The 20871-nt window shown below is 56.1% G+C and carries 16 protein-coding genes; 12 read left to right on the top strand and 4 right to left on the bottom strand.

Annotated elements, in window-relative coordinates:
* Window positions 1–31: 31 nt before the first annotated feature.
* From rlmD to eno, 5 genes are all read left to right on the top strand, one after another.
* Window positions 32–1330: a 23S rRNA (uracil(1939)-C(5))-methyltransferase RlmD gene (gene rlmD / locus OKF39_RS18910; protein WP_100170803.1), complete on the top strand. Its 1299-nt coding sequence runs from the start codon at window positions 32–34 to the stop codon at window positions 1328–1330.
* Between the two features lie 51 nt (window positions 1331–1381).
* Entirely contained in the window at window positions 1382–3613 is a 2232-nt protein-coding gene (relA, locus tag OKF39_RS18905; RefSeq protein WP_028014256.1) for a GTP diphosphokinase, read from the top strand.
* A gap of 66 nt (window positions 3614–3679) precedes the next feature.
* Window positions 3680–4471, top strand: a complete 792-nt coding sequence (mazG, locus tag OKF39_RS18900) for a nucleoside triphosphate pyrophosphohydrolase (RefSeq protein ID WP_045261274.1) — start codon at window positions 3680–3682, stop codon at window positions 4469–4471.
* Between the two features lie 223 nt (window positions 4472–4694).
* Window positions 4695–6332 (top strand): glutamine hydrolyzing CTP synthase, encoded by a 1638-nt coding sequence (gene pyrG / locus OKF39_RS18895; protein WP_028014254.1) that lies wholly within the window; start codon window positions 4695–4697, stop codon window positions 6330–6332.
* 81 nt (window positions 6333–6413) lie between these two features.
* The gene (gene eno, locus OKF39_RS18890) at window positions 6414–7712 is read left to right on the top strand and encodes a phosphopyruvate hydratase (RefSeq protein WP_006811784.1); all 1299 of its coding nucleotides are present in this window, start codon (window positions 6414–6416) and stop codon (window positions 7710–7712) included.
* Window positions 7713–7765: 53 nt separating this feature from the next.
* Here the strand turns inward: eno and OKF39_RS18885 are convergent, their stop codons facing one another.
* Window positions 7766–8875: an SDR family oxidoreductase gene (locus OKF39_RS18885; protein ID WP_063155097.1), complete on the bottom strand. Its 1110-nt coding sequence runs from the start codon at window positions 8873–8875 to the stop codon at window positions 7766–7768.
* Window positions 8876–9232: 357 nt separating this feature from the next.
* Window positions 9233–10057 carry a MurR/RpiR family transcriptional regulator gene (locus tag OKF39_RS18880; RefSeq protein WP_028014252.1) on the bottom strand — a complete coding sequence of 275 codons (825 nt, stop codon included), beginning with the start codon at window positions 10055–10057 and terminating at the stop codon, window positions 9233–9235.
* A 165-nt stretch (window positions 10058–10222) separates the two neighbouring features.
* Between OKF39_RS18880 and OKF39_RS18875 the strand changes: the two genes are divergently transcribed.
* The 3 genes from OKF39_RS18875 to queE are packed head-to-tail and all read left to right on the top strand — an operon-like array spanning window position 10223 to window position 13215.
* Window positions 10223–11782: a maltose/glucose-specific PTS transporter subunit IIC gene (locus OKF39_RS18875; RefSeq protein WP_069732761.1), complete on the top strand. Its 1560-nt coding sequence runs from the start codon at window positions 10223–10225 to the stop codon at window positions 11780–11782.
* A complete protein-coding gene (locus tag OKF39_RS18870) occupies window positions 11782–12489 on the top strand; it encodes an N-acetylmannosamine-6-phosphate 2-epimerase (RefSeq protein ID WP_479983254.1) in 708 nt (235 codons plus the stop codon). Before OKF39_RS18875 ends, OKF39_RS18870 begins: the two co-directional genes overlap by 1 nt.
* A 54-nt stretch (window positions 12490–12543) precedes the next feature.
* Complete coding sequence (gene queE, locus OKF39_RS18865) at window positions 12544–13215, top strand: 7-carboxy-7-deazaguanine synthase QueE (protein ID WP_028014249.1); 672 nt, start codon at window positions 12544–12546, stop codon at window positions 13213–13215.
* 29 nt (window positions 13216–13244) lie between these two features.
* Here queE and queD read toward each other — a convergent pair whose 3' ends face one another.
* On the bottom strand, window positions 13245–13607 hold the full coding sequence (gene queD, locus OKF39_RS18860; RefSeq protein ID WP_003862700.1) for a 6-carboxytetrahydropterin synthase QueD: 363 nt from the start codon (window positions 13605–13607) through the stop codon (window positions 13245–13247).
* Window positions 13608–13913: 306 nt separating this feature from the next.
* Between queD and cysJ the strand changes: the two genes are divergently transcribed.
* Genes cysJ through cysH form a run of 3 tightly spaced genes read left to right on the top strand, consistent with a single transcriptional unit; the run spans window position 13914 to window position 18181 of the window.
* A complete protein-coding gene (cysJ, locus tag OKF39_RS18855) occupies window positions 13914–15719 on the top strand; it encodes an NADPH-dependent assimilatory sulfite reductase flavoprotein subunit (protein ID WP_041908421.1) in 1806 nt (601 codons plus the stop codon).
* Window positions 15719–17431: an assimilatory sulfite reductase (NADPH) hemoprotein subunit gene (gene cysI, locus OKF39_RS18850; protein WP_045261277.1), complete on the top strand. Its 1713-nt coding sequence runs from the start codon at window positions 15719–15721 to the stop codon at window positions 17429–17431. Before cysJ ends, cysI begins: the two co-directional genes overlap by 1 nt.
* A gap of 15 nt (window positions 17432–17446) precedes the next feature.
* On the top strand, window positions 17447–18181 hold the full coding sequence (gene cysH / locus OKF39_RS18845; RefSeq protein ID WP_008499616.1) for a phosphoadenosine phosphosulfate reductase: 735 nt from the start codon (window positions 17447–17449) through the stop codon (window positions 18179–18181).
* Between the two features lie 44 nt (window positions 18182–18225).
* Here the strand turns inward: cysH and OKF39_RS18840 are convergent, their stop codons facing one another.
* The gene (locus OKF39_RS18840; protein ID WP_028014245.1) at window positions 18226–19269 is read right to left on the bottom strand and encodes an aminopeptidase; all 1044 of its coding nucleotides are present in this window, start codon (window positions 19267–19269) and stop codon (window positions 18226–18228) included.
* A 246-nt stretch (window positions 19270–19515) separates the two neighbouring features.
* Between OKF39_RS18840 and cysG the strand changes: the two genes are divergently transcribed.
* Complete coding sequence (cysG, locus tag OKF39_RS18835; protein ID WP_479983819.1) at window positions 19516–20865, top strand: siroheme synthase CysG; 1350 nt, start codon at window positions 19516–19518, stop codon at window positions 20863–20865.
* Window positions 20866–20871: the final 6 nt, after the last annotated feature.

Raw genomic sequence — 20871 nt, 5'->3', positions numbered from 1 at the left:
TAATTATGTTTATGTGAGAAAAATCTCGGCGATGGCGCAATTCTACTCTGCAAAGCGACGCGTGACGACGCGTCAAATCATTACTGTTGAAGCCACGGACCTTGATCCGTTTGGTCAGGGAGTGGCTCGTCACAACGGTAAGACTCTGTTTATAACAGGTTTGCTGCCAGGAGAACGAGCAGAAATTACGCTGACGGAAGACAAGCGTCAGTACGCGCGCGGACAGGTGAAGCGTCGCCTCAACGCGAGCCCGGAGCGCGTGGAGCCCCGCTGTCCACATTTTGGCGTGTGCGGAGGCTGCCAGCAACAGCATGCGAGCACAGAATTACAGCAAAAAAGTAAAAGCCGCGCGCTGGCGCGCCTCCTTAAACACGAAGTTGACGAGATTATCGCCGATGAGCCCTGGGGCTATCGCCGCCGCGCGCGCCTGAGCCTGAGCTATCAGCCCAAAACGGAGCGGCTGGAGATGGGTTTTCGCAAAGCGGCCTCCAGCGATATTGTTGACGTGAAGCGGTGCCCCATTTTGGTGCCCCATCTTGAGGCGTTACTTCCGGACGTGCACCGCTGTCTTGCATCGCTCGACGGGGTGCGTTCATTGGGCCACGTTGAACTGGTGCTGGCGAACAACGGCCCGCTGATGGTGCTGCGCCACACTGCGCCGCTGTCGAAAAAAGATCGCGAAAAACTGGAACGCTTTTCGCATTCTCATGAGCTTGCGCTTTTCCTCGCGCCGCAAAGCGAGATACTTGAACAGGTATCGGGCGAAGCTCCCTGGTATGCGTCAGACGGGCTACGCTTAACGTTCAGTCCGCGTGATTTTATCCAGGTCAACGACGGCATAAACCAGCAAATGGTGGCGAAGGCCCTGGAATGGCTTGACGTACAGCCCACTGACCGTGTGCTCGATCTGTTCTGCGGCATGGGTAACTTTACCCTGCCGCTGGCGCGCAGAGCGGCAAGCGTGGTCGGGGTGGAAGGCGTTGAGGCGCTGGTGGTCAAAGGCCAGGAAAACGCAGAGCAGAACGGCTTGCAAAATGTGACATTTTTTCATCAAAATCTTGAGGAAGATGTCACTCAACAGCCGTGGGCAAAGCAGGGTTTCGACAAAATCCTGCTCGACCCGGCGCGTGCAGGTGCCCCAGGCGTCATGGCGCATATTATTAAACTCGCGCCCAGGCGTGTGGTCTATGTTTCCTGTAACCCGGCAACGCTTGCCCGTGACAGTGAGGCGTTAAACAGCGCGGGTTACCAGATTCGGCGTCTGGCAATGCTGGACATGTTCCCGCACACTGGACATCTGGAATCGATGGCGTTGTTCGAGCACATCTAATTTGTTTGGCTTGTCGACTTCGACAGGCCCTGGTCCCTAAAGGAGAGGACAATGGTTGCGGTAAGAAGTGCACATCTCAATAAAGCTGGGGAGTTTGACCCACAAAAATGGATCGCAAGTCTGGGAATTTCCAGCCAGCAGTCGTGTGAACGCTTAACCGAAACCTGGGCCTACTGTCTGCGCACCACGCAGGGGCATCCCGACGCCGATCTTCTCCTGTGGCGCGGCGTGGAGATGGTTGAAATCTTGTCCATGCTGAACATGGACATCGAAACGCTGCAGGCCGCGCTGCTCTTCCCCCTCGCGGATGCGGATGTGGTCAGCGAAGACGTGCTGCGCGACAGCGTCGGCAAATCCGTCGTTGCGCTGATCCACGGCGTGCGCGATATGGCGGCCATTCGCCAGCTAAAAGCCGCGCATACCGATTCTGTCTCCTCTGAGCAGGTTGATAACGTCCGTCGGATGCTGCTGGCCATGGTGGATGATTTTCGCTGCGTGGTCATCAAGCTGGCCGAGCGTATTGCCCACCTGCGTGAAGTGAAAGATGCGCCGGAAGACGAGCGCGTGCTGGCCGCCAAAGAGTGTACGAACATCTATGCGCCGCTGGCGAACCGCTTAGGTATTGGTCAGCTGAAATGGGAGCTGGAAGATTACTGCTTCCGCTATCTGCATCCGGCAGAATACAAGCGCATTGCCAAACTCCTGCATGAGCGCCGTATCGATCGTGAGCACTACATCGACGAGTTTGTCAGCGGGCTGCGCCAGGCCATGAAAGAAGAGAATGTGCGTGCCGAAGTTTACGGCCGGCCTAAGCACATCTACAGCATCTGGCGCAAAATGCAGAAGAAACACCTCGCCTTTGACGAGCTGTTTGACGTGCGCGCCGTGCGTATCGTGGCGGAGCGTCTGCAGGACTGCTACGCCGCGCTGGGGATAGTACATACTCACTTCCGCCACCTGCCGGATGAATTTGACGACTATGTCGCGAACCCAAAACCGAACGGCTACCAGTCCATTCATACCGTGGTGCTTGGCCCCGGCGGCAAAACGGTCGAGATTCAAATCCGCACCAAACAGATGCACGAAGACGCCGAGCTGGGCGTAGCCGCGCACTGGAAGTACAAAGAGGGCACTTCTGGCGGGGCACGCTCCGGCCACGAAGACCGCATCGCCTGGCTGCGCAAGCTGATTGCGTGGCAGGAGGAGATGGCCGACTCCGGCGAAATGCTCGACGAGGTGCGCAGCCAGGTCTTTGATGACCGTGTCTACGTCTTTACCCCGAAAGGGGACGTTGTCGACCTGCCGGCTGGCTCCACGCCGCTCGATTTTGCCTACCACATTCACAGCGACGTGGGGCACCGCTGCATCGGGGCGAAGATCGGCGGACGTATCGTGCCGTTTACCTATCAGCTGCAGATGGGCGACCAGATTGAAATCATTACCCAGAAGCAGCCAAACCCGAGCCGCGACTGGCTTAACCCGAACCTCGGTTACGTCACCACCAGCCGCGGGCGCTCCAAAATTCACGCCTGGTTCCGCAAGCAGGATCGTGACAAAAACATTCTTGCCGGTCGCCAGATCCTTGACGACGAGCTGGAGCATATCGGGATCAGCCTGAAAGAAGCAGAGAAATTCCTGCTGCCGCGCTACAACTTCAACGAGCTGGACGAGCTGCTGGCGGCGATTGGCGGCGGTGATATCCGTCTGAATCAGATGGTCAACTTCCTGCAGGCCCAGTTCAACAAGCCTAGCGCGGAAGAGCAGGACGCGGCGGCGCTGAAGCAGCTGCAGCAGAAAACCTATGCCCCGCAGCAGCGCAGCAAAGACAACGGCCGCGTGGTGGTCGAGGGTGTGGGCAACCTGATGCACCACATTGCCCGCTGCTGCCAGCCGATTCCGGGGGACGATATCGTCGGCTTTATCACCCAGGGGCGCGGGATCTCGATCCACCGCTCCGACTGCGACCAGCTTGCCGAACTGCAGTCCCACGCGCCGGAGCGTATCGTGGAAGCGGTCTGGGGTGAGAGCTATTCCGCCGGTTACTCGCTGGTGGTGCGCGTCACCGCCAACGATCGCAGCGGGCTGCTGCGCGACATCACCACCATTCTCGCCAACGAGAAGGTCAACGTGCTGGGCGTTGCCAGCCGCAGCGATACCCGCGAGCAGCTTGCCACCATCGATATGACCATCGAAATCTACAACCTGCAGGTGCTCGGCCGCGTGCTGGGCAAACTGAACCAGGTGCCGGATGTGATTGACGCGCGTCGTCTGCACGGCGGCTAAACATCCTCTTCCGTAGGCCGGGTAAGGCAACGCCGCCACCCGGCATTTTTTCATCAGGACAGAACTATGACTCAAATCGACCGCCTGCTCGGCATCATGAAACGCCTGCGCGACCCGGAAAACGGCTGCCCGTGGGACAAGGAGCAGACTTTCGCGACCATCGCACCTTATACCCTCGAAGAGACCTATGAGGTGCTGGACGCCATTTCACGCGAGGATTTCGATGACCTGCGCGGTGAACTCGGCGACCTGCTGTTCCAGGTAGTGTTCTACGCCCAGATGGCGCAGGAGGAAGGGCGCTTTAACTTTGACGATATCTGTGCCGCTATCAGCGACAAGCTGGAGCGCCGCCATCCGCATATCTTTGGCGATGCCACCGCAGGAAACAGCGCAGAGGTGCTGGCCCGCTGGGAGCAGATTAAAAGCGCCGAGCGCGCTGAAAAGTCCCAACACTCTGCGCTGGACGACATCCCGCTGAGCCTGCCCGCGCTGATGCGTGCCCACAAAATTCAAAAGCGCTGCTCGGCGGTAGGATTTGACTGGGATTCCCTGGGACCCGTGCTGGATAAAGTGCATGAAGAGATCGACGAAGTGATGCACGAAGCGCAGCAGGCGGTGGTCGATGAAGCAAAGCTGGAGGAAGAGATGGGCGACCTGCTGTTCGCCACCGTTAATCTTTCTCGCCATCTAGGGGTAAAAGCGGAAACCGCGCTGCAAAAAGCCAACCTGAAATTCGAACGACGCTTTCGTGAAGTCGAGCGGATTGTGGCCTCGCGCGGCCTGGAAATGACCGGAATTGACCTCGACGCGATGGAAGAAGTCTGGCAGGAAGTAAAACGCCAGGAATCTGATCTCTAACGGAATTTTGCGATCAAGCGCAATTTGTGTGATTTTTTAAATGACAAGCGCTTGATTTGCGTCAAAAACATTTACCCAAAAGGGGCTATTTTCTCACTCCTTATGTTTGTCATGGCCTGGAATGGAGACGGAGAATGAAAGTTTGTGGCGCTCGCCGTGTTCGGGTATACTACTTTCCCGTCCTGGTTATTCCATCGTTTCACCCTAACTTCTCAGGTTCAGCATGACAACGAACTATATTTTTGTGACCGGCGGGGTCGTATCCTCTCTGGGTAAAGGCATTGCCGCAGCCTCCCTCGCAGCCATTCTTGAAGCCCGTGGCCTCAATGTGACCATGATGAAACTGGATCCGTATATCAACGTCGATCCTGGCACCATGAGCCCAACCCAACACGGGGAAGTGTTCGTTACTGAAGACGGCGCTGAAACCGATCTGGATCTTGGCCACTACGAGCGTTTCATTCGTACCAAAATGACCCGTCGTAACAACTTTACGACTGGCCGCATCTACTCTGACGTTCTGCGTAAAGAGCGCCGCGGTGACTACCTGGGCGCGACCGTGCAGGTTATCCCACACATCACTAACGCCATCAAAGAGCGTGTTCTTGCCGGTGGCGAAGGGCATGACGTTGTGCTGGTTGAAATCGGCGGTACCGTGGGTGATATCGAATCCTTGCCGTTCCTCGAAGCGATTCGTCAGCTGGCGGTAGACATTGGTCGTGAACACGCGCTGTTCATGCACCTGACGCTGGTGCCTTACATGGCGGCTGCAGGTGAAGTGAAAACCAAACCGACTCAGCACTCCGTTAAAGAACTGCTCTCTATCGGGATTCAGCCTGACATCCTGGTTTGCCGTTCCGATCGTGCCATTCCAGCGAACGAACGTGCGAAAATTGCATTGTTCTGTAACGTGCCTGAAAAAGCCGTTATTTCAATGAAAGACGTCGATTCCATTTATAAAATCCCGGGCCTGTTGAAATCACAGGGTCTGGACGATTATATTTGTAAACGATTCAGCTTGAACTGTCCGGAAGCTAACCTGTCTGAATGGGAACAGGTTATTTATGAAGAAGCGAACCCGGCAGGCGAAGTGACTATCGGTATGGTCGGCAAGTACATCGAACTGCCGGACGCCTATAAGTCCGTTATCGAAGCGCTGAAGCACGGTGGTCTGAAGAACCGCGTCTCCGTGAACATCAAGCTGATTGATTCGCAGGATGTTGAAACACGTGGCGTTGAAATTCTGAAAGATCTGGATGCTATCCTCATCCCTGGCGGCTTCGGCTACCGTGGTGTTGAAGGCAAGATCGCCACTGCACGCTATGCGCGTGAAAACAATATTCCATACCTCGGCATCTGCCTGGGTATGCAGGTTGCGCTGATCGAATTTGCGCGCAACGTAGCGGGAATGGAAAACGCGAACTCTACGGAATTTGTGCCAGACTGTAAGTACCCTGTCGTGGCGCTGATTACGGAATGGCGCGACGAAGACGGTAACGTCGAAGTCCGTACCGAGAAGAGCGATCTGGGTGGCACTATGCGTCTTGGCGCGCAGGCCTGCCAGCTGTCCGACGATAGCGTGGTTCGCAAGCTGTACGGCGAGCCGGTCATCACCGAGCGCCATCGTCACCGCTATGAAGTCAACAATATGTTGTTGAAACAAATTGAAGCCGCGGGCCTGCGTGTCGCGGGTCGCTCCGGGGACGATCAGTTAGTCGAGATCATCGAGGTGCCAAACCATCCGTGGTTTGTTGCCTGCCAGTTCCACCCGGAATTTACTTCAACGCCGCGTGATGGACATCCGCTGTTTGCAGGCTTCGTGAAAGCCGCCAGCGAGTACCAGAAGCGTCAGGCGAAGTAAAAAAGTTAGAACGGCAACGCGTACCAACGGTACGCGTTGTTTGTCTGGAGTTTTAGTTTAACTTGTACTGAGGAAAATCTAATGTCCAAAATCGTTAAAGTCATCGGTCGTGAAATCATCGACTCCCGTGGTAACCCGACCGTTGAAGCCGAAGTTCATCTGGAAGGTGGTTTCGTCGGTATGGCAGCTGCTCCATCAGGTGCTTCTACGGGTTCCCGTGAAGCGCTGGAACTGCGTGATGGCGACAAATCCCGTTTCATGGGCAAAGGCGTACTGAAAGCGGTTGGCGCTGTTAACGGTCCTATTGCTCAGGCTATCGTTGGCAAAGATGCCAAAGATCAGGCTGGCATCGACAAGATCATGATCGATCTGGACGGTACTGAAAACAAATCTAACTTCGGTGCGAACGCAATCCTGGCCGTTTCCCTGGCGAACGCCAAAGCAGCAGCCGCTGCTAAAGGTATGCCACTGTTCGAGCACATCGCTGAACTGAACGGCACCCCAGGCAAATACTCTATGCCTGTACCAATGATGAACATCATCAACGGTGGTGAGCACGCAGACAACAACGTTGATATTCAGGAATTCATGATTCAGCCAGTTGGCGCGAAAACCCTGAAAGAAGCGGTTCGTATGGGTTCTGAAGTGTTCCACAACCTGGCTAAAGTTCTGAAAGCTAAAGGTATGAACACTGCTGTTGGTGACGAAGGTGGCTACGCGCCAAACCTGGGTTCTAACGCAGAAGCACTGGCTGTTATCGCTGAAGCGGTTAAAGCAGCAGGCTACGAGCTGGGCAAAGACATCACCCTGGCGATGGACTGTGCAGCATCTGAATTCTACAAAGACGGTAAATACGTTCTGGCTGGCGAAGGCAACAAAGCGTTCACCTCCGAAGAGTTCACTCACTTCCTGGAAGACCTGACCAAACAGTACCCAATCGTTTCTATCGAAGACGGTCTGGACGAGTCTGACTGGGATGGTTTCGCATACCAGACCAAAGTACTGGGCGACAAAATCCAGCTGGTTGGTGACGATCTGTTCGTAACCAACACTAAGATCCTGAAAGAAGGCATCGAGAAAGGCATCGTTAACTCCATCCTGATCAAATTCAACCAGATCGGTTCTCTGACCGAAACGCTGGCTGCGATCAAAATGGCGAAAGACGCTGGCTACACCGCTGTTATCTCTCACCGTTCTGGCGAAACTGAAGACGCGACCATTGCCGACCTGGCTGTTGGTACCGCTGCTGGCCAGATCAAAACCGGTTCTATGAGCCGTTCTGACCGTGTTGCTAAATACAACCAGCTGATTCGTATCGAAGAAGCACTGGGTGAAAAAGCACCTTACAACGGTCGTAAAGAGATCAAAGGCCAGGCATAATTGCTTAAGCCTTAACATGAAAATGCCAGTCGAATGACTGGCATTTTTTTTGGTTATTTAAAATCGACCGCCATCTGCTCGGGAATGGTTAGTCCCCGGGTGGTTTGCACGCAGCGGGCGATATAATCCGTAAAACGAGGTGGCTTCGGCATCCCCATGCTGAGCAGCTTATCGTTGCTGAAGCGCACGTTCAGCGTGGCAAAGGCACCGTATAAGCGCATCGCTCTCAGCATCAGACGTTCGTTGCACGGACCAAAAATGGTTTTCAGTTCACGGCGCATTTTGACCAGCGTTTCGTAGCTGACCTGCGCGTACTTATCGCCAACGGGCGCTTTCTCCAGCGCCTGCGCCATTGCCCGATCGATATCCGCAAAGCGAACGCTGTTCTCTTCCCCGGCAGAAATGTGTACCACTTCCCCCGGACGCGCGTTGCTGCTCAGCAGCATTAACATTGCGTCGGCGCAATAATCTACCGGGACAACGTCGATCCGGTCTTCCATCGAGCACATAAACTTCTGCAGCATCAGGCCCATGCTGAAGACCCAAAAGATACTGCTCGACGGCGTGCAGCCGTGGCGGGTATGGCCGACGACGATGGACGGACGGGCGATGAGCAGCGGCAGGTTAGGACATTCCTGGCGCATCAGCTGTTCGATGGTTGACTTCGAATACGTATATTCCACCAGGTGCTCAGCGTTTTCTCTGAATTCCGCACTTTCGGCGACCAGCGAATCCTGCTCCGGCGTGCATGACATTGCGGTGCCTACATGCAGGAAACGCTGCAGCCCTGCGACCTGCTCCATGCGGCGCGCCAGCGCTAGCGTACCCTCTACGTTCACCTTCCAGATCAGCGGGTTATTGCCAAAAGACGCAACTGCCGCGCAGTTAACGACATGCGTAACCTGGTCCAGACGGGGATCGTTCAGAAAGCCTTCCGGCTGGCTGAGGTCGCCGATGAGGATATTATCCACGCTCAGGGAGGCCAGTTTCTCCTCAGAAATGTTGAACTTACGCATGTTCTCCTGCACGCGCGCCAGCCCGCTTTGCGGATCGCCGGCACGGGCAAGCAAAAGGAGTTTTACGGATTGATCGCTGGTCAGGATTTTTTCAAGTACTGCACCGCCCAGAAACCCGGTCACGCCTGTAATTAATAACATCTTCATTATTACCGTCTCATTATGATTGATGAGGCGGATTGTAGGCGCGCAAAAGTAAACGGCGTTTAAATAATAAAACGCCGGGACCGACAGCGTCTTAAGCTTATTTTAAGGAAAGGAAATCAGGTGAAAATATTGGACATTGCAGAAAGCGGAAAAATTCAATTTATTCATGTTTTTATTTTAACTTAATGATTTTAATCTGTTTTTGTCTCTGGGGTGGCGCGAGGTAAATAATTCAAACTGTAATAAACAAAATAATTTGTTACACCAAACATTTATCATATAAATGAATTGAGCCCTGCTTAAGTAAAATTGAGAAAAATAAAACGCAGGCTATTATATTTAGCCTGCGAAGGGTTTTCAGAGCAGAAGAGGAAGCGTGGCGCTGGCCGTTTGCTGGCTGACGTCAGCGTAATGACCATCCAGCGCAATCATGGATGTCGTAAGTAATTCGACCAGCAGCATCACCCCAACTTTGGCATTGAGCGCGCCCGCGCTAAGAGGGCCTTCTGGCTTGGCGGCCACCAGCAGCATATCGCTAAGAGACGCCAGCGGGCTGCGGGGCGTGTTGCTGAGCGCCAGAACCTTCACCCCGCGCTTGCGGGCAAGTTTCACCACGTGAAGTAAATCTCGCGTTGAACCGGAGCTGGAGATCGCCACCACCAGCGTCTCTGCCGAAAGCGTGGTCGCATTCATGGCTGCGCGGTGCATATCGCTAAAAAGCTGTGCGGATTTACCCAGCCTTAATAACTTGTAATGGAGATACTCCCCGAGGATCGCGCTGGCCGCGACGCCATAAATCTGCACGGACTGCGCCTGATGCAGCGCCAGTGCGGCTTTTTCAAGCAGCGCGCGGTCGAGGAGTCTCGCGGTATCCTGCAAAGCCTGCACCGATTCATCCACCACGCTGTCAATCTCATCCCCCGCCTGACGCGCGGGCTGTCCCTGCTGAATATCCAGCGCCAGCGCCATTTTGAATTCGTTATACCCCTTGCACCCCAGCGTCCGGCAAAGACGCGTCACGCTGGCCTCGCTGGTGTGGCTCTCTCGCGCCAGTTCGGTGATGGTCAGGTAGAGCACCCGGGCAGGGTCGCTGAGGACAAACTCACCGAGTTTTTGTTGCGTTGGGCTGTACCCGGAAGCCTCCTGGCGGAGCTTCAGCAGCAGGTTTTCATGGTCCGACATGCCACGTCCTTAATGTGTTTCACTGCGACTAGTGTGGCGGAAAGCGGGGGAAAGATGCCAGTCATTTTAAAAAAGTATGATCGGCCTCCTGGTTTGTGATGATAATTTTCACTATAAAATATTTATATGGTAAAAATTTTCATCTTTTAATGGGGGGATGAAAAAATGATGCAAATATTCAGTGGCGCTTCGTCGGGTGGATGGTTTGAAAAAGCGCAGCGCTTTGGCAAATCCTTTATGTTGCCTATCGCCGTATTGCCCGCGGCGGGTCTGCTGCTCGGTATCGGCGGGGCGTTATCGAACCCTAATACGCTGGCGGCCTATCCGTTTTTAGATGTGGGCTGGCTGCAGGCCATTTTCACCATCATGAGCAGTGCGGGTTCGATTGTGTTTGCGAACCTCTCGGTGCTGTTTGCGGTTGGGGTGGCCGTCGGGCTGGCAAAAAACGATAAGGGCACGGCGGGGCTGGCAGCGCTACTCGCGTTTCTGGTGATGAATGCCACCATCAACGCGCTGCTGATCCTCACCGGCAAACTGGCGCACGAGAACCCGGGCGCTGTAGGGCAGGGCATGACGCTGGGTATTCAGACGCTGGAAACCGGGGTGTTTGGCGGCGTGGTGATTGGTCTCGTGACCTGCGCGCTGCATCATCGGTTTAACAAGATAGCGCTTCCGCAGTTCCTGGGCTTTTTTGGCGGCTCGCGCTTTGTCCCGATTATCAGCTCGCTGGCGGCGATACTCGTTGGCGCGATCATGACCGTGGTCTGGCCGCATTTCCAGAAGCTTATTTTTGGTCTGGGCGGGCTGGTGGATGCCACCGGTTATCTTGGCACGCTGCTGTACGGCTTTATTTTGCGCATGCTTGGCCCGTTTGGTCTGCACCATATCTTCTATCTGCCGTTCTGGACCACCGCGCTCGGCGGCAGCGAGATCGTCAACGGCCACCTGGTTGAGGGCACGCAGCGGATCTTCTTCGCTCAGCTCGCCGACCCGAACACGCAGCATTTCTATGAAGGCACGTCACGCTTCATGTCCGGGCGCTTTATCACGATGATGTTTGGCCTGCTTGGTGCCTGCCTGGCGATGTACCACACGGCGAAACCGGAGAACAAAAAGCGCGTTGCCGGGCTGCTGCTCTCCGCGGCGTTAACTTCATTCCTGACGGGAATTACCGAGCCCATCGAGTTCTCCTTCCTGTTCATTGCCCCGGTGCTCTACGTCATTCACGCGCTGTTTGACGGGCTGGCGTTTATGCTCGCGCACATGCTGCACATCACCATCGGGCAGACCTTCTCCGGCGGTTTTATTGACTTCGTGCTGTTTGGCATTTTGCAGGGGGAGGCCAAAACCAACTGGATGTTCGTTCCGCTGGTCGGCGTGCCGTGGTTCTTCCTCTACTACTTCACTTTCCGCTACCTGATTAACCGCTTTGATTTCGCCACGCCGGGCCGTGAAAAGGAGGCGATGGTTGATGACGTCAGCCTGCCGCAAAGCGAGCGCGCTGCGGCGGTGATCGCCGGGTTGGGCGGAAAAGACAATCTGGAAGAGGTGGACTGCTGCGCCACGCGCCTTCGCGTGACGGTCAAAGACGGCAGCAAAGTGAATGACGCGGCGCTCAAAGCCACCGGCGCGCGAGGCGTTATCGTGCGCGGTAACGGTGTACAGGTCATTTATGGCCCGCACGTCACAATTATCAAAAACGAAGTGGAAGAGATCTTATCGTAATGAAAAATGTACTGGATAACCTGAAGGGAAAACTGGTCGTCTCCTGTCAGGCGCTGGAAAACGAACCGCTGCACAGCCCGTTTATCATGTCGCGAATGGCGCTGGCGGCGGCACAGGGTGGAGCCTTCGCCATTCGCGCCAACAGCGTGGTAGATATCGAGGCCATTAAACAGCAGGTGTCTTTACCGGTTATCGGCATCATCAAACGGGACTATCCAGGGAGCGAAGTATTTATCACCGCTACGATGAAAGAGGTGGATGAGCTCATGGCCGTCTCTCCGGAAATCATTGCCCTTGATGCGACGGCGCGGGAACGTCCTGGCGGTGAATCCCTGGAAACACTGGTCACGGCCATCCGCTCACGTTACCCCTCGGTACTGCTGATGGCAGATATTTCCACCGTAGACGAAGCCGTGACGGCGCAGATGCTTGGCTTTGACTGCGTCGGTACCACGCTGTACGGCTATACGGCGGAAACGGCAGGCCATACGCTTCCGGAGAATGACTGTGCGTTCCTGAAAGCGGTGCTGGCGGCCGTGACGGTCCCCGTGGTTGCCGAAGGCAACGTGGATACGCCCGAGCGCGCGGCCCGGAGTCTGGCGCTGGGCGCGCATACGGTCGTTGTCGGCGGGGCGATCACCCGCCCACAGCAAATTACCGCGCGCTTTATGGCGGCGATTAGCGCGCAAAGCACCGATGGAGCATGACCATCCGACGGGGATCTGCGATACTTATCGTTTATCCCCTTTACTGAGATGACTATGCAGTACCCGATTAACGAGATGTTCCAGACCCTGCAAGGCGAGGGTTACTTTACCGGCGTTCCCGCTATCTTTATTCGTTTACAGGGATGCCCGGTTGGCTGTGCCTGGTGTGATACCAAACATACGTGGGATAAGCTCGCAGATCGGGAAGTGTCGCTGTTTAGCATTCTGGCGAAAACCAAAGAGAGCGATAAGTGGGGCGCGGGCAGTGCAGAAGACCTGCTGGCCATAATTGGTCGCCAGGGCTGGACGGCTCGCCACGTCGTCATCACCGGCGGCGAACCCTGCATTCACGATCTGACGCCGCTGACCGAGCTGCTCGAAAAGAACGGCTACAGCTGCCAGATTGAGACCAGCGGCACCCATGAAGTGCGCTGCTCGCACACCACCTGGGTGACGGTATCGCCAAAAGTGAATATGCGTGGCGGGTATGACGTGCTGTCTCAGGCGCTGGAGCGCGCGGATGAAATTAAGCATCCGGTAGGACGCGTACGTGATATCGAAGCGCTGGATGAACTGCTGGCAACGCTGACGGATGAGAAGCAGCGGGTAATCGCCCTGCAGCCGATCAGCCAGAAAGAGGATGCGACGCGCCTGTGCATTGAAACCTGCATTGCGCGCAACTGGCGCCTGTCGATGCAGACGCACAAGTATCTGAATATTGCCTAGAAAAAAGCCCGGTTTTGCCGGGCTTTTTTTTACTCTCCGCGATACACGCAGCCTGCCGTGCAGGTTTCTTTGATCATCACCGCGCTCAGCAGCGGTACCAGCGGCTTCATCTGATCCCAGATCCATTTTGCCAGCACTTCGCTGGTCGGGTTTTCCAGACCCGGAATATCGTTGAGATAGTAGTGATCCAGACGATCGTAGGTCGGCTTAAACGCGGCCTTTAGCTCGGCAAAGTCCATGATCCAACCGGTATGCGGATCAACTTCACCGGTGATCTCAAGACGCACCATAAACGAATGCCCGTGCAGGCGGCCGCATTTATGTCCTGCAGGAACGTGCGGAAGGTGGTGGGCGGCTTCGAAGGTGAAATCTTTAAACAGTGTGGTGGACATGATCGCTCTCAGTAATGCGGAAAAAACCGCCGCATAGTACCGGAAAGCACAATTTTTAGCATTAACTAAAACGGCTCTGAACGGTGAACGCCCGGTATTCAGGGTGATTATTGGTTTTTATTCTTTTATTTCAAATGGTTATTCAATCGTTTTTATCGCTAAGAACGATAACTAAAACAGGTTAGTCCATTTGGTTATTTATTATTTCCATCCCTTCTTTAATTGTTATTATCCACGCCGTTAACCTTATCTTCAGTTTGGATTTATTCGCTTAAAGTCCGCTTGGCTACTGGAACATAACGACGCATGACAACACAGGCCCCACCTTCAAATTTGCTTCCCCTTAACCCGGAGCAACTGGCGCGCCTTCAGGCTGCCACCTCTGATTTTTCTCCCACTCAGCTTGCCTGGGTCTCCGGTTATTTCTGGGGAATGCTCAACCAGCAGCCTGGCGCGGTGGCTGGCGCACCGGCAACGGCCGTGGAAATTCCTGCCATTACGCTGATTAGCGCCTCGCAGACGGGCAACGCCCGCCGCGTGGCCGAAGCGCTGCGTGATGATCTGCTGGCCGCCAAACTGAACGTGAACCTGGTCAACGCCGGGGATTATAAATTCAAACAAATCGCGTCAGAAAAACTGCTGGTGATGGTCGCCTCGACCCAGGGGGAAGGTGAACCCGCTGAAGAAGCGGTGGCGCTGCATAAGTTCCTGTTCTCGAAAAAAGCGCCGAAGCTGAACGGCACGGCGTTTGCCGTCTTTGGCCTGGGCGATACCTCCTATGAATTCTTCTGCCAGTCCGGTAAAGATTTCGACAGCAAGCTGGCGGAGCTGGGCGCGGAGCGCCTGCTGGACCGCGTGGACGCGGATGTGGAATACCAGACTGCCGCCGCTGAATGGCGTGCGCGCATCGTTGAGGTATTGAAAGCCCGCGTCCCGAAAGAGACGCCAGCACAGGCCGCGGTGACCGCTGCGGGCACCGTCAATGAGATCCACACCAGCCCGTATACCAAAGAGTCGCCGCTGACGGCGAGCCTGTCGGTGAACCAGAAAATTACGGGCCGCGACTCGGAAAAAGACGTGCGCCATATTGAAATCGATCTTGGCGACTCCGGCCTGCGCTATCAGCCTGGCGATGCGCTGGGCGTCTGGTATCAGAACGATCCGGCGCTGGTGAAAGAGCTGGTGGAACTGCTGTGGCTGAAGGGTGACGAGCCCGTCACCGTTGACGGCAAAACCCAGCCACTTTCAGAGGCGCTGCAGTGGCATTTCGAGCTGACGGTGAACACTCCGAATATCGTCGAGAATTATGCCACCCTAACGCGCAGCGAATCCCTGCTGCCGCTGGTGGGCGACAAAGCGAAGCTGCAGCATTACGCCGCGACGACGCCGATTGTCGATATGGTGCGTTTCTCTCCGGCACAGCTGGATGCCGATGCGCTGATCGGTCTGCTGCGTCCGCTGACCCCACGCCTGTACTCTATCGCCTCTTCCCAGGCGGAAGTGGAAAGCGAAGTTCACGTTACCGTCGGCGTGGTGCGCTACGACATCGAAGGCCGCGCCCGCGCGGGTGGAGCATCAAGCTTCCTGGCGGACCGCGTGGAAGAAGAGGGCGAGGTGCGCGTCTTTATCGAGCACAACGACAACTTCCGCCTGCCGGCGAACCCGGAGACCCCAGTGATCATGATTGGCCCGGGCACCGGCATCGCGCCGTTCCGCGCCTTTATGCAGCAGCGTGCCGCGGACGACGCGCCGGGTAAAAACTGGCTGTTCTTTGGCAACCCGCACTTTACCGAAGATTTCCTCTACCAGGTTGAGTGGCAGCGCTACGTCAAAGAGGGCGTACTGACCCGCATCGATCTGGCCTGGTCCCGCGATCAGAAAGAAAAAGTATACGTACAAGACAAGCTGCGCGAACAGGGCGCAGAGCTGTGGCGCTGGATCAATGACGGTGCCCACATTTATGTCTGCGGCGACGCCAATCGCATGGCGAAAGACGTTGAGCAGGCACTGCTGGAAGTGATTGCCGAATTCGGCGGTATGGATGCCGAAGCGGCGGATGAATTTTTAAGTGAGCTGCGCGTTGAGCGCCGTTATCAGCGAGATGTCTACTAATGAGCGAAAAACATCCAGGGCCACTGGTGGTCGAAGGTAAACTGACAGACGCCGAGCGCATGAAGCTGGAAAGCAACTATCTGCGCGGCACCATTGCTGAAGATCTGAATGACGGCCTGACCGGCGGTTTCAAAGGCGACAACTTCCTGCTGATCCGTTTCCACGGCATGTATCAGCAGGACGACCGCGATATCCGCGCCGAGCGCGCAGAACAGAAGCTGGAGCCGCGCCACGCGATGCTGCTGCGCTGCCGCCTGCCGGGTGGAGTGATCACCACCAAACAGTGGCAGGCGATCGACAAATTTGCGGGTGAGAACACGATTTATGGCAGCATCCGCCTGACCAACCGTCAGACCTTCCAGTTCCACGGGATTCTGAAGAAGAACGTGAAGCCGGTGCACCAGATGCTGCACTCCGTGGGTCTGGACGCGCTGGCGACCGCCAACGACATGAACCGTAACGTGCTCTGCACCTCGAACCCGTACGAGTCCGAGCTGCACGCCGAAGCGTATGAGTGGGCGAAGAAAATTTCCGAGCACCTGCTGCCGCGTACCCGCGCCTATGCGGAGATCTGGCTCGATCAGGAAAAAGTCGCGACCACTGACGAAGAACCGATCCTCGGTCAGACCTACCTGCCGCGTAAGTTCAAAACCACGGTGGTGATCCCGCCGCAGAACGACATCGATCTGCACGCCAACGACATGAACTTCGTGGCGATTGCCGAAAACGGCAAGCTGATTGGCTTTAACCTGCTGGTGGGCGGCGGCCTGTCTATTGAGCACGGTAACAAGAAAACCTACGCCCGCACCGCGAGCGAGTTCGGCTTCCTGCCGCTGGAGCACACGCTGGCCGTGGCGGAAGCGGTAGTGACCACCCAGCGCGACTGGGGCAACCGTACCGACCGTAAAAACGCGAAAACCAAGTACACTCTGGAGCGCGTGGGCGTTGAAACGTTCAAAGAGGAAGTGGAGCGTCGTGCGGGGATCAAATTTGAGCCGATCCGCCCTTACGAATTCACCGGTCGCGGCGATCGCATCGGCTGGGTGAAAGGCATCGACAATAACTGGCACCTGACGCTGTTCATTGAAAATGGCCGTATTCTGGATTATCCGGGCCGCCCGCTGAAAACCGGTCTGCTGGAAATCGCGAAGATCCACAAAGGCGAGTTCCGTATCACCGCTAACCAGAACCTGATCGTCGCCAGCGTGCCGGAAAGCGAAAAGGCGAAAATTGAGGAGCTGGCGCGCGAGCACGGGTTGATGAATGCGGTGAAGCCACAGCGTGAAAACTCCATGGCCTGCGTGTCGTTCCCGACCTGTCCGCTGGCGATGGCCGAAGCCGAGCGTTTCCTGCCGTCATTTACTGACAAAGTGGAAGCGATTCTGGAAAAACACGGTATTCCGGACGAGCATATTGTTATGCGCGTGACGGGCTGCCCGAACGGCTGCGGTCGTGCGATGCTGGCCGAGCTGGGGCTGGTGGGGAAAGCGCCGGGTCGTTATAACCTGCACCTGGGCGGTAACCGTATCGGCACGCGTATTCCACGTATGTTCCGCGAGAACATCACCGAGCCGGAAATTCTTGATTCCATCGACGAGCTTGTCGGGCGCTGGGCGAAAGAGCGCGAAGCGGGTGAAGGCTTCGGCGACTTTACGGTGCGTGCGGGCATCATTCGCCCGGTGCTCGATCCCGCCAGGGATTTCTGGGAGTAACCACGAGAGGTAATTATGTCCGTACTCGATCTAAACGCCCTTAATGACCTGCCAAAAGTCGAACGCATTCTGGCCCTGGCAGAAACTAACGCTCACCTTGAAAAGCTGGACGCCGAAGGGCGCGTGGCGTGGGCGCTGGAAAACCTGCCGGGAGAGTATGTGCTCTCGTCGAGCTTTGGTATTCAGGCGGCTGTGAGCCTGCATCTGGTGAATCAGATCCGTCCGGACATACCGGTGATCCTCACCGATACCGGCTACCTGTTCCCGGAAACCTACCAGTTTATCGACGAGCTGACGGACAAGCTCAGGCTGAACCTCAAAGTCTACCGCGCAACGGAAAGCGCGGCCTGGCAGGAGGCGCGCTACGGCAAGCTGTGGGAGCAGGGCGTTGAGGGCATTGAGAAATACAATGAGATCAACAAAGTTGAGCCGATGAACCGGGCGCTGAAAGAGCTGAACGCCCAAACGTGGTTTGCCGGCCTGCGCCGCGAGCAGTCCGGGAGCCGCGCAACCTTACCGGTACTGGCGGTACAGCGCGGCGTGTTCAAAGTGCTGCCGATTATCGACTGGGATAACCGCACGGTGTATCAGTACCTGCAAAAACACGGGCTCAAGTACCATCCGCTGTGGGACCAGGGCTACCTGTCCGTGGGCGACACCCACACCACGCGCAAATGGGAGCCGGGAATGGCGGAAGAAGAGACGCGATTCTTCGGGCTGAAGCGCGAGTGCGGGCTGCACGAAGGGTAATGTTTTTTCGCCCGGTGGCGCTGCGCTTACCGGGCTTAACGACATCAGGCTTTGCCCGCTTTCGCCAGCTCCTTCACCAGCGGCAGCATCACTTTCACGACATCCCGGCTGCGGTGCTCAATCCGCTGCGGCAGCGTTTTATCAATGTGCTGCTGATTATCCAGCCGCACATCATGCCAGCTGGTCCCGTCCGGGAACGCTTTCGATTTAGCGCGCTGCTGATAGCCATCCTTTTTGCCCAGCGCCCAGTTCGTCGCCTCGACGTACAACACCGGAATGCCTGCCTTATCAAACACTTCTCCGTCGTTACAACAGCCAGTGCCTTTTGGATAATCTGGGTTACCGCCTGGGTTTGTTGCGGCATAGACGCCATGCGTACGGGCAAGCGCCAGCGCGCGGTCGCGGGTGAGTTTACGCACGCTGCTCGGCGTGCTCTGTCCACTATTAAAATAGAGCTTATCGCCCACGATCAGGTTATCGAGGTTAATCACCAGCAGCGTATTTTTCTTCTCCTCAGCGCTCATCCGTTTAAGGAGATTCTCAGCGCCGAGTTTTCCTTCTTCTTCGCCGCTGGTCGCCACAAAGCGAATACCGTATTTCGTCGGAATATTTTTAAGGCGTTCAGCCAGTTCAAGCATCACACCGAGACCCGCTGCGTTATCGTCCATGCCCTGCAGCGTCAGTCCCCCGAGGTTATTATCAATATCGGCGTCGCTCATTGGCGCATAGGTATCCAGGTGCGCCATGATAATAATCTGCTCAGCCGCTTTCCCCTCATGCGCCGCAATCACCGTGCTGCCGGTCACGTTATGCCAGTTTTGCGTTTTATTGCGTGAGGTATAGATGTAGCGGCTGTGAAACGAGCGTATGTCACTCTGGTAGCCCATCTGTGCAAACTGCTGGCGAATATAGTCGGCGGAGAGCATCTCCGCGGGTGAACCGGTCATGCGGCCAGGGAAAACCGTCGCAATATGTCGCGCCTGCATAGTGGCGATTTCACCATAAGGTTGATTTTTTGCCTGAGCCGGAAGGATAAAGCAAACGCCGAGCGCCAGGGCAGCAATACGGTGGCGCGTTGCGGAAAACATAGTGAGTCCTTAAAAACAGAGCAAAATAATAACGTGCATAGTATGAAACTGTGATCGTCCATACACAATTTGAATCGCTCTTAAATGCCCGAAATTTCGCGTGTTAAGCATTTTTTGGTATTTGCTTTTTCACGGCGTTATTCCATTGAGTAACTACTCATTCCAATTCGTAATTTCATTCGATCTAAGCCGCCCCCTATAGTCCCTCTATTCCTCGTTGTTAGAGAGTTGTTGCCAGTGGACTATCTGCCCCTTTTTGCCGCCTTAAAAGACCGACCGGTACTGGTTGTCGGCACGGGAGAAATTGCCGATCGCAAAATCGCGTTTTTGCAGCGCGCAGGGGCACAGGTGCGGGTTGTTGAAGAGGCGGATTTCGACGAGTCACAGATCGACAGCGTGGTGCTGGTGATTGCGGCGACTGAAAATCGGGAACTTAACCGGCGGGTCTCCGACGCGGCCCAGGCCCGTTACCGTCTGGTGAACGTGGTGGACGACCAGCCTTTATGCTCGTTTATCTTCCCGTCGATCGTTGATCGCTCGCCGCTGCTGGTGGCGATCTCCTCCGGCGGCACCGCGCCAGTGCTGGCGCGCGTGCTGCGGGAAAAGATCGAAGCGCTGCTGCCGACCAGCCTCGGGCGCATGGCGGAGAAAGCCAGCTACTGGCGCAACCATTTAAAAAACCGCCTGACCAGCGTGACGGAACGCCGTCGCTTCTGGGAGCGCGTATTTCGCGGCCGCTTTGCCAGCCTGATGCTGGCGGGCAATGAGACGGCGGCGCAGAAAATTCTCGAAGACGAACTGGATAACCCCGGCAGTACGGGCGGGGAAATTATTCTGGTGGGAGCCGGGCCGGGCGATGCCGGTTTGCTGACGCTGCGCGGCCTGCAGGTGCTGCAGGATGCGGACGTGGTGTTCTACGACCACCTGGTCACCGACGGTGTGCGCGAGCTGATCCGTCGCGATGCGGAGCAAATCTGCGTCGGCAAACGGGCGGGGGAACACTCCGTGCCGCAGCACGATACCAACCAGATGCTGATTGACGCCGCGAAAGCGGGCAAAACCGTGGTCCGCCTGAAAGGGGGCGACCCGTTCATTTTCGGTCGCGGCGGTGAAGAACTGCAGGCGGCAGCCGAGGCGGGCGTACCGTTCCAGGTGGTGCCCGGCATCACGGCGGCCTCTGCGGTGACGGCCTACGCCGGGATCCCGCTCACCCATCGCGATTACGCCCAGAGCGTCACCTTTGTGACCGGGCACTACAAAGCCGACAGCACGCCGTTTGACTGGTCGCACCTCGCCCAGAGCCGACAAACGCTGGCGATATACATGGGCACGATGAAGGCTGCGGACATCAGCGAACAACTTATTCAGCACGGTCGCGAGGCGACGACGCCCGTTGCCGTCATTTCTCGCGGTACGCGCGTCGATCAGCATGTCGCTATCGGCACATTACAAGACCTTGCAACCCTGGCGAAAGACGCCCCGATGCCTGCCCTGATCGTGGTGGGAGAGGTGGTGCAGCTGCACAGCACCCTCGCCTGGTTCCAACACACAACCGATACAGAAGGCTTTGGTTCTTCTGTTGTAAATTTGGCTTAAGGAACG

This window comes from Enterobacter cloacae complex sp. HYC042_NIDB (genome assembly GCF_056673315.1).
This window is presented reverse-complemented; position numbering and strand designations above follow the sequence as displayed.

Coding starts and splice junctions, on each gene's coding strand:
- rlmD (WP_100170803.1), top strand. CDS start 32: ATGGCGCAATTCTACTCTGCAAAGCGACGCGTGACGACGCGTCAAATC.
- relA (WP_028014256.1), top strand. CDS start 1,382: ATGGTTGCGGTAAGAAGTGCACATCTCAATAAAGCTGGGGAGTTTGAC.
- mazG (WP_045261274.1), top strand. CDS start 3,680: ATGACTCAAATCGACCGCCTGCTCGGCATCATGAAACGCCTGCGCGAC.
- pyrG (WP_028014254.1), top strand. CDS start 4,695: ATGACAACGAACTATATTTTTGTGACCGGCGGGGTCGTATCCTCTCTG.
- eno (WP_006811784.1), top strand. CDS start 6,414: ATGTCCAAAATCGTTAAAGTCATCGGTCGTGAAATCATCGACTCCCGT.
- OKF39_RS18885 (WP_063155097.1), bottom strand. CDS start 8,875: ATGAAGATGTTATTAATTACAGGCGTGACCGGGTTTCTGGGCGGTGCA.
- OKF39_RS18880 (WP_028014252.1), bottom strand. CDS start 10,057: ATGTCGGACCATGAAAACCTGCTGCTGAAGCTCCGCCAGGAGGCTTCC.
- OKF39_RS18875 (WP_069732761.1), top strand. CDS start 10,223: ATGATGCAAATATTCAGTGGCGCTTCGTCGGGTGGATGGTTTGAAAAA.
- OKF39_RS18870 (WP_479983254.1), top strand. CDS start 11,782: ATGAAAAATGTACTGGATAACCTGAAGGGAAAACTGGTCGTCTCCTGT.
- queE (WP_028014249.1), top strand. CDS start 12,544: ATGCAGTACCCGATTAACGAGATGTTCCAGACCCTGCAAGGCGAGGGT.
- queD (WP_003862700.1), bottom strand. CDS start 13,607: ATGTCCACCACACTGTTTAAAGATTTCACCTTCGAAGCCGCCCACCAC.
- cysJ (WP_041908421.1), top strand. CDS start 13,914: ATGACAACACAGGCCCCACCTTCAAATTTGCTTCCCCTTAACCCGGAG.
- cysI (WP_045261277.1), top strand. CDS start 15,719: ATGAGCGAAAAACATCCAGGGCCACTGGTGGTCGAAGGTAAACTGACA.
- cysH (WP_008499616.1), top strand. CDS start 17,447: ATGTCCGTACTCGATCTAAACGCCCTTAATGACCTGCCAAAAGTCGAA.
- OKF39_RS18840 (WP_028014245.1), bottom strand. CDS start 19,269: ATGTTTTCCGCAACGCGCCACCGTATTGCTGCCCTGGCGCTCGGCGTT.